This is a genomic window from Sphingobacterium sp. LRF_L2, from assembly GCF_965644235.1.
Taxonomy (GTDB): domain Bacteria; phylum Bacteroidota; class Bacteroidia; order Sphingobacteriales; family Sphingobacteriaceae; genus Sphingobacterium.
In genome coordinates this window covers 149,538-163,336 of record NZ_CBFFRI010000004.1, presented here as the reverse complement: position 1 = coordinate 163,336, position 13,799 = coordinate 149,538, and the positions used below count along the sequence as shown (strand labels likewise).

Annotated in this window: 12 protein-coding genes; 7 read left to right on the top strand and 5 right to left on the bottom strand. The window is 40.0% G+C overall.

Annotation, left to right across the window (positions count from 1 at the left end; translation table 11 throughout):
- Window positions 1–17: 17 nt before the first annotated feature.
- Window positions 18–1,091 carry a ComEC/Rec2 family competence protein gene (locus ACSZOX_RS09555; protein ID WP_437919660.1) on the top strand — a complete coding sequence of 358 codons (1,074 nt, stop codon included), beginning with the start codon at window positions 18–20 and terminating at the stop codon, window positions 1,089–1,091.
- 1,287 nt (window positions 1,092–2,378) lie between these two features.
- On the opposite strand, the gene ACSZOX_RS09550 is transcribed toward ACSZOX_RS09555, so the two are convergent.
- Entirely contained in the window at window positions 2,379–3,692 is a 1,314-nt protein-coding gene (locus ACSZOX_RS09550; protein ID WP_437919659.1) for a hypothetical protein, read from the bottom strand.
- Window positions 3,693–4,074: 382 nt separating this feature from the next.
- Here ACSZOX_RS09550 and ACSZOX_RS09545 point away from each other — a divergent pair, with 382 nt between their 5' ends.
- The 3 genes from ACSZOX_RS09545 (at window position 4,075) to ACSZOX_RS09535 (ending at window position 7,265) form a co-directional block, all read left to right on the top strand.
- Window positions 4,075–5,574 carry an IS1182 family transposase gene (locus ACSZOX_RS09545; RefSeq protein ID WP_437919658.1) on the top strand — a complete coding sequence of 500 codons (1,500 nt, stop codon included), beginning with the start codon at window positions 4,075–4,077 and terminating at the stop codon, window positions 5,572–5,574.
- A gap of 299 nt (window positions 5,575–5,873) precedes the next feature.
- Window positions 5,874–6,029, top strand: coding sequence for a hypothetical protein (locus ACSZOX_RS09540; protein ID WP_437919657.1), 156 nt, complete (start codon window positions 5,874–5,876; stop codon window positions 6,027–6,029).
- Between the two features lie 96 nt (window positions 6,030–6,125).
- Window positions 6,126–7,265 (top strand): 5-methyltetrahydropteroyltriglutamate--homocysteine S-methyltransferase, encoded by a 1,140-nt coding sequence (locus ACSZOX_RS09535; RefSeq protein ID WP_437919656.1) that lies wholly within the window; start codon window positions 6,126–6,128, stop codon window positions 7,263–7,265.
- Window positions 7,266–7,326: 61 nt separating this feature from the next.
- Here the strand turns inward: ACSZOX_RS09535 and ACSZOX_RS09530 are convergent, their stop codons facing one another.
- Window positions 7,327–8,751, bottom strand: a complete 1,425-nt coding sequence (locus tag ACSZOX_RS09530) for an aldehyde dehydrogenase family protein (protein WP_437919655.1) — start codon at window positions 8,749–8,751, stop codon at window positions 7,327–7,329.
- 202 nt (window positions 8,752–8,953) lie between these two features.
- Here ACSZOX_RS09530 and rpsU point away from each other — a divergent pair, with 202 nt between their 5' ends.
- The 3 genes from rpsU (at window position 8,954) to ACSZOX_RS09515 (ending at window position 11,205) form a co-directional block, all read left to right on the top strand.
- Window positions 8,954–9,145: a 30S ribosomal protein S21 gene (rpsU, locus tag ACSZOX_RS09525; RefSeq protein ID WP_437919654.1), complete on the top strand. Its 192-nt coding sequence runs from the start codon at window positions 8,954–8,956 to the stop codon at window positions 9,143–9,145.
- 112 nt (window positions 9,146–9,257) lie between these two features.
- On the top strand, window positions 9,258–10,088 hold the full coding sequence (locus ACSZOX_RS09520) for a sulfurtransferase (protein ID WP_437919653.1): 831 nt from the start codon (window positions 9,258–9,260) through the stop codon (window positions 10,086–10,088).
- Complete coding sequence (locus ACSZOX_RS09515; protein ID WP_437919652.1) at window positions 10,009–11,205, top strand: DUF695 domain-containing protein; 1,197 nt, start codon at window positions 10,009–10,011, stop codon at window positions 11,203–11,205. Before ACSZOX_RS09520 ends, ACSZOX_RS09515 begins: the two co-directional genes overlap by 80 nt.
- Window positions 11,206–11,293: 88 nt before the next feature.
- Here the strand turns inward: ACSZOX_RS09515 and ACSZOX_RS09510 are convergent, their stop codons facing one another.
- The 3 genes from ACSZOX_RS09510 to pstC are packed head-to-tail and all read right to left on the bottom strand — an operon-like array spanning window position 11,294 to window position 13,799.
- Window positions 11,294–12,103, bottom strand: a complete 810-nt coding sequence (locus ACSZOX_RS09510; protein ID WP_437919651.1) for a phosphate ABC transporter ATP-binding protein — start codon at window positions 12,101–12,103, stop codon at window positions 11,294–11,296.
- Window positions 12,058–12,912: a PstA family ABC transporter permease gene (locus ACSZOX_RS09505; protein ID WP_437919650.1), complete on the bottom strand. Its 855-nt coding sequence runs from the start codon at window positions 12,910–12,912 to the stop codon at window positions 12,058–12,060. Before ACSZOX_RS09505 ends, ACSZOX_RS09510 begins: the two co-directional genes overlap by 46 nt.
- Window positions 12,909–13,799 (bottom strand): phosphate ABC transporter permease subunit PstC, encoded by an 891-nt coding sequence (gene pstC / locus ACSZOX_RS09500; protein WP_437919649.1) that lies wholly within the window; start codon window positions 13,797–13,799, stop codon window positions 12,909–12,911. Before pstC ends, ACSZOX_RS09505 begins: the two co-directional genes overlap by 4 nt.

Genomic DNA, 13,799 nt, shown 5'->3' with positions numbered 1-13,799 from the left:
TATAATTTTTTTAAATTATGATATTTAATGTAAACCTTCTTCCTGCAAGATATGGTGACAGTCTCTGGATTGAATATGGCGATCCTGCAAATCCATCATTTGTCCTTATAGATGGAGGTACAGGAGGGACTAGAGATGATATACAGCGTTTGATCGATGCCATACCTGGGCAAAAGCACATTGAACTGTTGGTTGTTACTCACATTGACAGAGACCATATTGAGGGTATATTGAGTTTGCTGCAAGCTGATAGACTTGATTTTACCATCGGAACAATCTGGTTCAATGCCTGGAATCATTTGCCAGGAAATGACCTTTCTGAAATTTTCGGAGCAGTGCAAGGTGAAAAACTAAGTGCTGCTATCTTGAAACACAATATCATGTGGAATACTCAATTTGACTATCAGGCAGTTGTTTATGGAAGTGACCAAGAACCTCCGGTAATCCAGCTTGAAAAAGGCTTGAAAATCACATTGCTTTCCCCGACTCCTGAAAATTTAGAATCGCTGAAAACGGTTTGGGAAGCGGAGGTAAGAAAAGCAAACCTTGCCCCTGGCTTCGGCCTTGAAGAATTTGAAGATCCAGACAAACCTAGTGACGTAATTGAAAAATTCGGGGAAGGTATTCTGGATGTTGAAAAACTTTATGAAGAAAAATTTGAAGAGGATAAGGCACCTGCGAATGGCAGCAGCATTGCTTTTTTAGCTGAATTTCAAGGAAAACGGGTTCTATTTGCTGCTGATGCCTTTCCAAGTGTTCTAATAAACGCACTGAATAAACTAACTAAAGAAAAAATCCCATTAGATCTAATGAAGTTAAGCCACCATGCAAGCGCAAAAAATACTAGCCCTGATCTTTTAAAAAAAATCGACTGTAAAAAATTTGCAATAAGTACTAATGGTAGCATCAGCCATCATCCCGCCAGAGTGACCGTGGCCAGGGTTATTAAGATAAACGGGGAGGGTACAGAATTACTATTCAATTACCGAACAAAAGATAATGAATGCTGGGATGATGAGGTTTTAAAGACGAAATATGGCTACACAACAACATATCCCAAAGTGGAAGGTTTGGTAATTCCTTTATTGTAAAAAAAATGATGTTATAAAATAAAAAGAGCTTATGGCAAAAAAAAACTTATTTATTCCAGAAATGGACTTCGGGGTAACCGACTTGCCTAAGCAAGAAAATGAAAACCAAAAATTTAATTAAGTGATAATAACCCTGAAAGGATCATTGGATATACTGAATATGATACTTGGAAGCAAACAAGTGGTAAAATGATGCTGCAAACACATATCGAACAGTTAGGTCGAGCTATCAAAATCAATTTCAAGGAACTTTTTAAACAGTAGTCTTATCGATCAAGATTAGTTACCGATTTATTTATTTGGCTCCATTGCTTTGTGGTTAAGACTAGCGGTAAAATATTTAGCTTGCCACATGTACTGATTCCCATTCTCGAATAACCAATAGCACTCTTTCCCATCATCAGATTTACCGAGATCCGTTGGAAATAATTTGACCTGAGATTTCTTCCCTTGAAGCTAATTGACATACTAATTCTTCGAAGCCATCATTGAGACTATTGTTTATAGAACGGATATTGTGCCAGTTGATTATCATAGATATTATATTCTAAGCTTCAAATGCAACACTTTTTATATGTGTTGGTAAGATTTCTGATTAGCCGATCAATTATTATTTACTTTTAATACAGGTTCACATGCCATGTAAAAGACCTGTCGTGTATAATAAAAGGCATGTACTCTCCACCGGTAACCTGAAAATACGCATCCTAAAAGAAGTAAGATTGATAAAAAGTTGAAATACAAAGAATGGTGATTGAACAAATAGTAGACAACATATATGCCAAATGATATAAGGAATGACGAAGAGAGATTTCGACTAAATATTTTCGAAAAATAATACTCAGCTAATCGTTCTTTTGTCTGGCTCGAAGCAACATAGTCCTTGTAAACATTTGCACATTTAAAAACTTCTAGCGCTGATTCTTTGGTAAACGGGTGTTGAGAACTTTTTCTCAGCTTATCGCAAAGGTACTCAATAATCAAATTGGAATTACTCAGTTTAATTGATTTACCTGTGTTGTTTAGTAAATACAAAGAGGGTCTTGAAAAGTAAGTGTAAAATCCTTTTTCTAATAAACTTCCAACTAGGTCTACAAAATAACCACAAACATACGCTATCATCAAAAATACGATAGTCCATATCGCCATCGTATCTTTTATCAGGTTTGTGATACCATTGAACTGATCAATATTACAAATAAATAAAGAGGATAGGAAAAACATCATGATTCCTGGAATAAGTGTTTTTGTTAGGTCTTGAATTCTAAAGTTCATGTTTTCCATACTTTACACACTTTCATCATCTTTTCGTGTGATGAGTATATTTTTTATTCTAGCTTTTACATTAATTCTGTCGAAGTCGGGCGGAGTTGGTTTGAAGTGAAATTTACCACTATCGATGAACTCCTTCTGAAGGTGATATTCAACCAACTGGAACTTTCTTAATTTTTCGATTTCGAGATTGCCAACTAATATCGTCGAATTTTCACCACCTTTCACTTGAATTAGGTCTTTAGCGAAAGATTTAGCAGGCTGTATAAGCCTAGAATCACCAAAGTCAGACGAATTTACTTGGATGAAGTAGGTGTGTACATCTCGAACCCAAGCACCTGCAATATCGGAGAAGTAAGAGGTATCTCTATTGTATTCAGATGCTATTAGAAAATCAACTTTTGATTTAAATAGGGATCTGTGATAAATGTTGGCCAATTCAAAGCAATTATAAACCGAGAAATAACTTTTTCTCCAGTGAAATAAGTCATATGATGCATTATTGTTAGGACAAAGATCTTCCGGCACCAATAATCGATAGCCCCGAAGCAATTCTTTCTCAGAATGAGAGTAATGGTTTTTGAGTCTTATTTTTATCAATGAAGTCTTGTAGTCATGTACTTTAAAAGGTAAAATAGTTACCATGAAATTGAAGGCAACTTCTTTATTATTGATCCAATGCTCTAATCCTGCCACTATCCCCATGTATCTTTTGTGGCTTCTTTCTGCTAATAACCGTAACCAAGAATAAGGAGTAGATACTTCAGGAAAAATAATCATATCAGATTCTAGTCGATCAGCTTCATTTAATAATTTGAAGACTGTCTTTCTTCTAGCTCTAGTTAAATTTGGATTTCCATTTATACTTTTATCGACGTTTTTATTGTCGACTTTCAGATTTGCGAGTGCTATACGTTTGTCAATTTTATCATTTGCGAAATCTTCATCTTTTTCTCCAATCACAGCAACTTCAATGTATTGGACCCGACCATGCTGATCCGAATTTTGAACAAGGAAAAAGTATTTTTTCTTTAAACGGTCTTTTTTTGTCGAATCACTGTAACTGCTTTTCCAAGAATAGTTTATTTTGAAATAGTGATCAAATGATAAATCAGGTATTTCGTTTATGGGATCTAATTTTTCTTTTGCTGTTTCGGATAAAATTTTTTCGTCAAGATTGGATACTGTGCTAATAATTTTCAGAGTATTTACCTCGTGAAACGGGACATAGTTGGGAGAAAGGAAAGCTAAATAATCATCTATGTTTTCATTTACAATATTTTTGAAATATTTATTGTAATCGTTGTCTATTAAACTTTCGTTTGTCAATATATATTTGGTAAAATTTATACATGGGACTTTTAAAAGTGAGGTTCGAAAAAGATTGCTTTTTCTTATTTTGATGACTAATAATTGGGTTTCCGATAACCACGTTTTTTCCTGACTGTTTAAGAACTCCAATGTTAATTTAGGATCTAAGGTCAATGATATCGCAATTGATACGTTTAAGAAATTTTTTAACGCTTCTTGTGTCTTAGTTGTTAACCCCGGGTTTTTAGGGCTTTTCTTAATTTTTCCTATTGCAGATTCTACATTTCTTTTAAAATTAATAAGGTGGTCATTTCTCCCTTGAGTGTCTGTTGCACAACTAAATTTTAATGTTTTTTGTCAATAAATATGTTAAATAATTGATTTTCAGTATATTTATATCATGCAAGGCAGAAAGGTATACCAAGAATCACTCTTCGTGAACTTCCAGTTGTCAGACTATGTTCCGCATGACAATATTTACCGCCGGATACTCGGTGTGATCGATTTCGACCATCTCTATAAGCTCACACTGCCCTATTATGGGCGGGAGGGACAAAAGAGCATAGATCCCGTTGTTTTCATGAAATTCATGCTGGTGGGCTATCTGGAGAATATCAACAGCGACCGTCGTATCATAGAGATGTCAAGGATGCGCATGGATATACTCTTCTTCCTGGGATACAACATAGATGAGCCTCTGCCATGGCACAGTACGCTAAGCCGTACAAGACAGCTTTACGGACAGGAGGTCTTCACCTCTATTTTTCAGCAGATACTGTCCTTGTGCATAGACAAAGGGATGGTCTCGGGCAAGCGTCAGGCAGTGGACGGCTTTTTCATAAAGGCCAACGCTTCCCTGGACAATATGGTCCGCCGGGATATACTGGAAGACGCTGAAATGTATGCAAAGGAGCTTGAAGAAAATGTGGAAAAACCTTCTCCACGTACCATAGAACTTCCCAAGGGCAATGAACGCAGGCATTCCGGCCTGGCTCCCAAGAAGAATCCCTCGAACGCTACCCATGTCAACCCCAATGATCCCGATGCCAAAATGTCCGTTAAGAGCGGGAAGGTTACAGCACTGAACTACCTTGGGGAGGTCAGTGCTGATACGGCATCGCATGTGGTTACACATGTACAGGCATTCACGGCTGACAAGCATGATTCCCAATGTCTTCCGCAGGTCTTGGACGTGCTTGTGAAAAACCTATTGGTCAATGGGCTGGAAGTTTCTGAGATATTGGCAGACAGGGGCTTCAGCGGTGGCGAGGGACTAAGGTCACTTGAGCAGATGGGCATAAAGGGCTATATACCCAACAGGCCCCAAGTGGTGTATGAACGCAAGGGATTTGTGTACGATCCACAGAGAGACAGCTATACATGCCGCAACAACACGACCCTGCCATTCAAGGGAATGTCGGGGTACACCAATAAAGAATACCGGACCTCCTGTGCAGACTGCAAGGGATGTCCCCTGCAGTCCATATGCGAAGGGTACAGTGCAAAAAGGAAATATGCCGTGGTCTTGACCAACATTCACAAGCCCTATTACGACAGGATGCACGAACGCATGCAGGGCAAAAAGGCTTCCAAGATGATGAAGATCCGACAGTCGACAGTGGAACCCGTGATCGGCAACCTGGTCAACCATTACGGGATGAAGAAAGTCAATACGATAGGGCTGGCACAGGCCAATAAATGTCTTACGGCATCAGCGGCAGCATACAACCTTAAAAAGCTCATGAAATACATACCTATGTTGAGAAAAAAGGCCCTTAGTATGTCGTCCCGAATAGGTATAAATAATATTACCGCCTTTGTTCACAACATTCTATCCCTGAAAACGACCTTAAAGAACTACTTTGCTGCAAAAACAACATTATATAGCGGTCTGAACTGAAAAAAGTAAGGAAACCTTAATCAGATTACCTGTGACAGCAATCCAGTACTAACTGGAACAAATGTTGTGCAACAGACACTCAAGACAAAAAGGATGAGCCCAGCCCCGGCTTGAGGGGCAAGAAAACTTAAATCCTTATCCTGCAAAGGTTTCCAGCGACAATTTTTTGGTTCTTTTTATAAAAAAAGAACTGGGCAGTCCGCCCATAGAGGACAAAAAAGAAGCTTGCTCCGGCTTGAGGGGCATATCTTGTATCAAGAAAAAAAAATAAAGAAGCCAACCCTAAAATTGGTGGAGCTATGGACGAAAAGATGTTGTTTTCAATCGAAGAAATTATTGCCGATTTTCCAAACTTCGAGATACATACACTCGAAGAAAAAGAGACAGAATTAACGGAAGGACTTTATAACAATGGAACAGGCTCGGTCATACGATTCGTAGGCCGAAAATTATAATTTTCACCAGCCGATAGTACAATATAGCCCCTCACTTTTCCATACAAAATGATTAAGTTTGACCGAGAAAAAAGCGCTAATATTTAAAACACAAAAATGAAACAACAAGAAGCAGCACCATTCACCGTAGACATTGTAGGAAGTTTTTTACGGCCAGATTCTATCAAAGAAGCGCGTAAAAAACTCGCAGCAGGAGAGATCAAACCAGATGATCTACGCAAGATAGAAGATGAAGAAATCATAAAATTGGTTGCACAGCAGAAAGCCGTTGGAATAAAAGGAGTAACCGACGGAGAATTCCGTCGTGCATATTGGCACTTAGACTTCATGGAAGAACTAAACGGAATAGAAGGCTATAAACCCGAGCAAGGATACAACCAGACATTCAAGGGGGCACCGCTGCCAGCTTATGATGTACGCATTGTCGGAAAATTATCCTTTCCTGCAGACCACTCGTTTATCAAAGATTTTAAATTCTTAAAAGATACAGTAGAAACCGAAGAAGGCTTTATTGCCAAGGCAACCATACCAAGTCCATCGATGGTTATACGTCAAGAAATTCTAGCCAAGATAGGCTCATCACTCATCGATGAAATTTACCCAGAACGCGAAAAATTCTACCAAGATTTAGTCCTTACCTATCAAGGCGCAATACAGGCATTTTACGAAGCCGGTTGTCGGTACCTACAGTTTGACGACACAAACTGGGCATTCCTGATCGATGCCGAAAAACGCAAAAGCCTTGTAGAAAAAGGAATGAACCCCGACGATATAGCACAGCTATGTACCGACATTATCAATCAGGTATTGACAGCAAAACCCGCGGATATGGTGATTACAACACATATCTGTAGAGGAAATCACGCTTCAGCATGGATCTTTTCGGGCGGATACGAACCTATTGCCGAACAGCTTTTTGCAACAAACTATGATGGCTATTTCATGGAATACGACACCGATCGTTCAGGCGGATTTGAGCCTTTAGCAAAATGGCGTCCTGAAAGTGGAAAAGTCGTATTGGGACTGATAACCTCTAAATTTCCAGAACTGGAAGACAAAGAAGTCATCAAAGCGAAAATCGCAGAAGCAACACAATACATTCCATTATCATCACTATGCTTAAGCCCACAATGTGGATTCTCGTCTACCGAAACAGGGAACAAATTAAGTGAAGAAGATCAGTGGAAAAAAATGCAGCTTATCAGCGCTATTGCCGAAGAAGTATGGCATAGTTAATATACGATTTTTATTAGGTCTCTAAGGCTAGAGACCTAATAAAAATAAATAGAACTTATTCCTATTGGAACGCAGGTCTGATAATATCAATTTTCCCATCATAAGGAGCTTTTAAAAACTCTTCTTCCGGAGCATCTGCCGCTTGATATAGAATCGTCTTCGCATTTACAAGCTCCAGAAAACCATGTATTCCGTAACCTTTGCCAATACCACTGTTATTTACGCCCCCAAAAGGAATCCCCGGATCAAAGGCCTGAATCATCACATCATTGACAGCAACACCACCCGAACTCGTATGCTGTAAGATATAATCCGTAAACGCTTTATCCTCACTAAACACATACAAACCAAGCGGTTTTTCTATGCCGTTAACAATAGCAATAGCCTCTTCCTTTGTTTTGTAAGCGATTATAGGTAGGAGAGGACCGAAAATTTCCTCTTTCATGATGGCCGATTCTGTAGAGACATTCGTCAATATCGTAGGCTGTATTTTACGCAATTCTTCGTTAAAAACACCTCCCCAAACGACATTCGCACCATCGGCAACAGCATCCGTATAAAGCCTTTTGACACGTTCAAAGTTGGGCTGATTGATAATTTGATCATAGTCCTTATAATCAAAGGCTTCACTTTCACCATACCCGTTGGTCAAAAATGCATTCATTTTAGCGATTAGCGACGACTGTAGCTCTTCTGGAACGAGAACATAATCAACATCCATGCAAATTTGACCAGCATTGAGAACTTTTGCCTTGATGATACGGTAAGCTGCCTTATCGAGATCGGCTGACGTATCCAAAATTGCAGGTGCCTTTCCGCCTAGTTCGAGTGTAACCGATGTCAAGTGCTTAGCAGCGGCTTCCATCACGATCTTTGCGACCTTAGGGCTTCCTGTAAAATAGATATGATCGAAAGGATAACGGAGAATTTCAGTCATCTCAGGCACGCCTCCTTCAACAACAGCCACCAAACTCGGGTCGAAAACCTGATCGATGATCTTCTTGATCACAGCACTGGTATAAGGTGTTAACTCCGAAGGTTTAACGATAACCGTATTGCCTGCGGCTATAGCATATACAAGTGGATATAAAGTCAGGTAAAATGGAACGTTCCAAGGGCCTACAACAAGTACAACACCTTTAGGCTCATACATAACCTCCACGTGATAGGGGTGATCCTTGGGTGCCGCTGCTGGCGTTATAGCGTCATTGGTAATCCAATTTGGCAGTTGTTGAATAACGTAGTCTATCTGATTAATTACCTGGCCAACTTCTATAATATAAGAAGCCGCCTTTGCGCGTTGAAAATCCTGATAGACAGCTTCAACAATGGCATCTTTATGTTCGATAACAGCTGATCTGAATTTCTGTAGATGTGCAAGGCGATCCGCTAATGTGCTATCCTTTACGGCTTGTAGAGTATCTTTCTGGGAGTTGAAAATGGCGCTGAATGTGTCTGCAAAAGGCACGGTTGATACGTTGCTCATACTGTTTGGGTTTTCTAAAATTTGTAAATCGTTCTTAAGTATACCAAGATACGAATTACTTCTTGGAAACGTTTTCTTATTCCTTTAATGGGTAAAACAAAGCCTATTTATGGAAATAAAATAAAATTCATTTTTTTATCTTTTTTTTATATCTTTGCAGACACAAATTTAAAAGGGCACGAAAGGAGGTATATACAAGCACATGATTATCGTTAATGTAAAAGAAGGAGAATCTTTAGATAGAGCGTTGAAACGTTTTAAAAAGAAATTTGAGAAGACTGGTGTATTACGCGAACTACGTTCACGTCAAGCATACGAGAAAAAATGCGTAACTCGTCGTACCCAAATCAAAAAAGCAATCTACAAACAGTCATTAAACCAAGACAATGGTTAATTTCTGCTAAGAGATAAACAAAAGAGGACTATTTTTTAGTCCTCTTTTTGTTTTACGAAAAGCCTTAGCGGTATCATAAATTATGTTATCTTTATCAGATAAGCATAAATTTATGAACGTACTAATAACTACTGCGGAACTTTTTTCGCTAAAAAATACTGTTGACTACATACTGATCGATGCCACATCGGGAAATGATGCCTACGGAAGATACCAGCAGGAACATTTACAAGGCGCGCTGTTTGTAGACCTTGAAAAGGATCTTTCGGCAGTCGACGATCCTAAACATGGTGGAAGACATCCCTTGATTTCACCCAAAAGCTTCTCAAATCTATTATCTAAATTAGGTATAAGCAAAAATAGTCAGGTAATCGTATACGATCGCGCAAACGGAGCCAACGCTGCTGCTCGTTTTTGGTGGATGCTCAGGGCTGCCGGACACCTGAATGTACAGGTATTGGATGGCGGTTTTCAGGCTGCCAAGAAAAATGGTTTCCCTACAAATACGGGGATCGAGGTATCGACAAAAACTGCTGCCTTTAGCTTTGAGGAATGGCAACTGCCTTTAATTGATATCAACGGAGTCGCCGACCTGATCCACGATCCTTCGGCAATCATCATCGATGTTCGTGAAGCCTTTCGTTACAAGGGGGAAAGCGAGCCTATAGACCTGCTTGCCGGGCACATCCCTACGGCAATCAATATTCCGTTGGCACAAAATCTTGAGGAGAACGGTTATTTCAAAACTCCGGAGGAACTCCAAAAACTATATTCACCTTACTTTTTAAATAAGGATCCGGAGAAGAGTGTTGTGCACTGTGGTTCGGGCGTTACGGCTTGCCATACTCTTTTAGCATTGGCGCATGCCGGATTTGATATTCCTCGACTGTATGTCGGATCTTGGAGCGAGTGGTCACGAAACCTTGGTGAAAACAAAAATTAAATCTATGGGATTATTCAGTAAATTATTTTCTAAAAAAACAGAGACCGACTCCTTTCTTGATGACCAAGATCCTGTTCAGGTGTTTTGGTCGTGGTTTAAAGGGAATGAGCAATATTTTTTTGATGTGGTTAAAACGCAGGATAATATCGAGGCGAATTTCATTCATGTATTGAGTGAACAGTTGTATCGTGTGGACCAGAACATCTTCACCTTAGTGGGTATGACAGCGGAGGATAAGGCCGAACTGATCCTGACGCCTGATGGGCATATTCCTACGATAGCTTTTATAGAGGAGATGATTGCGAAAGCCCCGGCTTTGAGCAACTGGACGTTTACCGCGTTAAAGCCTGCCTTCGACCTTAAAGATAAAGGTATACGCATGAACAACTATACGTTCAGCGAAGAAAATCTTTCCTTTATTGCGGATCAGGATCCTGTGTACCCTGATCTCATCAGTATTGGTATCATACATCCTGAACTGAATGCGGAAAACCGGGAACAGATTGTTTCTGGTGTATTCCTGTTCTTAGATAACTATCTTGGTGAATACGATTTTATCACGAAGATAGATCATGTCGAAATCTTAGACCCGGAACTTTACCAGGAGGACCGTATACCGATAGACAAATTGAAAAGCTATCTTATCTGGCGGGAAAAGGAATTTGTTGAAAAATACGAAAGTACCATGCGCTATGACGAGAGCAACAGCTTATATAGTACACTGGAAGGGACACTAGGTGATGGCAAGCCTTTGCTGGCGGTGATGAATATGGATTTATTAAACTGGGACGAACGCATGTCTGCTCCTTGGATGATTCGTGTTGAATTTTACTATACTGCTCCGAACGAAAGTGGCATGCCGAGCAGCGAAGATTTCGAAAAAATGAACCAGGTTGAGGATGAAATTCTTGAAAAACTCGATGCAAGTAAGGGGGTATTGTACATTGGTCGACAAACGGGAGATGGTATCCGGGAGGTTTATTTGGCTTGTAAAGATTTCAAAAAGCCTTCGGCAATACTGCGGACTATTGCGAAGAAGCATGAAAGTAGCGTGGAAATGAAGTACTTCATCTTCAAAGATAAATATTGGCAGTGTCTGCAACATTTGTGCAACTAAGCCGTGCCTCTTACTTACTGAGGATAGCGAGCTATTTCGGGCTGTAATATTTTAGAATGTACAGCCCGAAATACGTTTATTTCTTTTCTTAGCTTATGAAACCTTTAACGTACTGCCTTGTAATGTCATTTTTTGGATGCAATAGTACGTCTTCCGTTGGGCCGAATTCTACAATTTCACCATTATATACAAAAATGATATAGTCTGAAACACGTCGCGCTTGACGTAAGATATGTGTGACCAACACAATGGTGTAGTCCTTTTTCAAATCGATAAGCAAATTTTCTATCGTTTGTGTAGAAATTGGATCTAATGCCGAGGTGGACTCGTCGCCTAAGATAATTTCAGGCTGCACAGCTAAACCTCTCGCTAAGCACAACCGTTGTTGTTGCCCGATTGATAAACGCGTTGCGGAGGCATCTAAGCGGTCTTTTACTTCTTCCCATAAACCGACATTGCGTAGTTGTGTTTCTACGATATGCTTAAGTACTTTTTTATCGCGCTCGCCGTGAATACGTGGTCCATAAGCGACATTGTCAAAGATTGACATCGGCAAGGGAAAGGGTTTTTGAGACAGTAAGCCCATTTTCTTTCGAATATGAGTTACTTCTGCGTCTTTACCATAAATATCTTCTCCGTTAACTAATACAGAACCTGAAATTTCAACACCTTTAGCATCATCAATGAGACGATTCAAGGTCTTTAATAATGTCGTTTTTCCGCATCCCGATGGACCAATAATAGAGGTTACGGAATTATTTGGAATGGAAAGATTGATATTTTTCAATATGCGCTTTCCTTCTATGGTAACATTCAAATCCTTGATTTGAATATGCGGAGTAGACACAGCTATTAAATCTTGTGTTTCTGTTGTTTTGATGCTAGTAGATGTGTGCATATGACAATAATTAAAATAATAAATGTTAAAACTAAAGCAGAAGCATAAGCGCGGCCTTGCACCTCGGGTATTGGACTGCTTAATTGAAAAAAGATGGCCAGAGGAAGTGTGGCTGCGGGTTCATCGATATATTTGGGAAGGTTGTCGCTAAACCCGGTTGTTAAAAGAACGCCTGCTACATCGCCGATCGCTCTTCCGAATGCTAAGAGTATGGCGGTAAAAATACCGGGTTTGATATAGCGAAGGAACATTTTGGCTGTTTCCCAACGGGTTGACCCTAATGAGAAGGTAACATGTTTTAAATCAACGGGCACGGTCTTCAACAGTTCATCGACGGTACGCACGACAATAGGAATGGTCAATAGGGTTATGGTGATTACTCCGCCCAACAAAGAGGCCCGTATGCCCATCCATACCATAATACTGAAGGCGATTGCACCATATACGATAGATGGGATGCCAAAAAGTACATCGAATAATAACTTGGAAGCTCGCTCGGTAAATGTTCCGTTCTTGATGTATATATTCAAATAAATGGAAATGGGAATACCGATAATAGCGGCTAAAAAAGTGGAAAAGCCTGCTAAATACAGCGATCCTAAAATGGCATTGAATATTCCTCCTTCTTTACCAATGTAAAATCCTCCTTTGGGCGACTGACTGATCATCTCCCAGGAAAGATAGGGCAATCCTTTATATAGTATCGTGCCGACAATAAAAAAGAGTGATCCGGTTATGGTTATCCCGGAGGCCTGCATAGCTACCTTGGCTATTTTTTCTTTCAAAAGGCGTTTCTTTACATTACTCATTCTGCTTTTGCCTCCAGTCTGTTCAATATAATACGTGATAAAAGATTAAATCCAAAAATGATAACAAATAATAATAAAGCGGCAAACATGAGTGCCGAATCGTACAAAGGAATGGACATCATTTCTCCAAAATTATTAGCGATGAGTGCGGGAAGGGGATAACCTGCATCGAAGAAACTTTTGGGTAGCTGCGGGATATTTCCGCAAACCATTAAAACAGCGACTGTTTCGCCAAAGGCCCTAGATACGCCCAATACGATAGCCGCTAAAAGCCCTGGTTTTGCCTTTATAAGAATCACTTTCGTGATGGTTTCCCATTTCGTTGCTCCTAAAGATAGCGAAGCTGCCTTCAGCTCTTGGGGGATGGTTTGCAAGACTTCGACCATGATGCTGATCATAATCGGGAAAATCATAACAGCCAAAACAATGCCTCCTGCAAAAACAGAATACCCTGTTGTATCTACTCCGAAGAGCGGTGCTACAAACTGGCTGAGGATAGGCACGACAAACAGTACACCCCAGACGCCGTACAATACCGGGGGGATGGCGGCCAGAACATTCATCAGTGGAAGAACCATGTTTCGTAACGCGTCACTGGCATATTCTACGAGGTAGACGGATGCTAACACGCATAAGGGAACGGCAATGATAAGGGAAATCAAGGTGACCCATATCGTGCCCATAATAAAGGGGAGAAAACCGAAGCTTCCTTTTAATGGCGACCAAACGCTTTCGGTTAGAATCCGGCCTAAACTCTCGGCTTTCAATAAAGGCGCTGATTTATAGGCCAGTCCGATCAAAATAAACACAATCACCAATAGGGATACCCCTAATAATGTTGCAAAGCCCTTTTGAGCAACTCTATCTTTAATTAATCTCCAATTCAC

Coding starts and splice junctions, on each gene's coding strand:
- ACSZOX_RS09510 (WP_437919651.1), bottom strand. CDS start 12,103: ATGCACACATCTACTAGCATCAAAACAACAGAAACACAAGATTTAATA.
- ACSZOX_RS09520 (WP_437919653.1), top strand. CDS start 9,258: ATGAACGTACTAATAACTACTGCGGAACTTTTTTCGCTAAAAAATACT.
- rpsU (WP_437919654.1), top strand. CDS start 8,954: ATGATTATCGTTAATGTAAAAGAAGGAGAATCTTTAGATAGAGCGTTG.
- ACSZOX_RS09540 (WP_437919657.1), top strand. CDS start 5,874: ATGGACGAAAAGATGTTGTTTTCAATCGAAGAAATTATTGCCGATTTT.
- ACSZOX_RS09515 (WP_437919652.1), top strand. CDS start 10,009: ATGCCGGATTTGATATTCCTCGACTGTATGTCGGATCTTGGAGCGAGT.
- ACSZOX_RS09555 (WP_437919660.1), top strand. CDS start 18: ATGATATTTAATGTAAACCTTCTTCCTGCAAGATATGGTGACAGTCTC.
- ACSZOX_RS09505 (WP_437919650.1), bottom strand. CDS start 12,912: ATGAGTAATGTAAAGAAACGCCTTTTGAAAGAAAAAATAGCCAAGGTA.
- ACSZOX_RS09535 (WP_437919656.1), top strand. CDS start 6,126: ATGAAACAACAAGAAGCAGCACCATTCACCGTAGACATTGTAGGAAGT.
- ACSZOX_RS09545 (WP_437919658.1), top strand. CDS start 4,075: ATGCAAGGCAGAAAGGTATACCAAGAATCACTCTTCGTGAACTTCCAG.
- ACSZOX_RS09530 (WP_437919655.1), bottom strand. CDS start 8,751: ATGAGCAACGTATCAACCGTGCCTTTTGCAGACACATTCAGCGCCATT.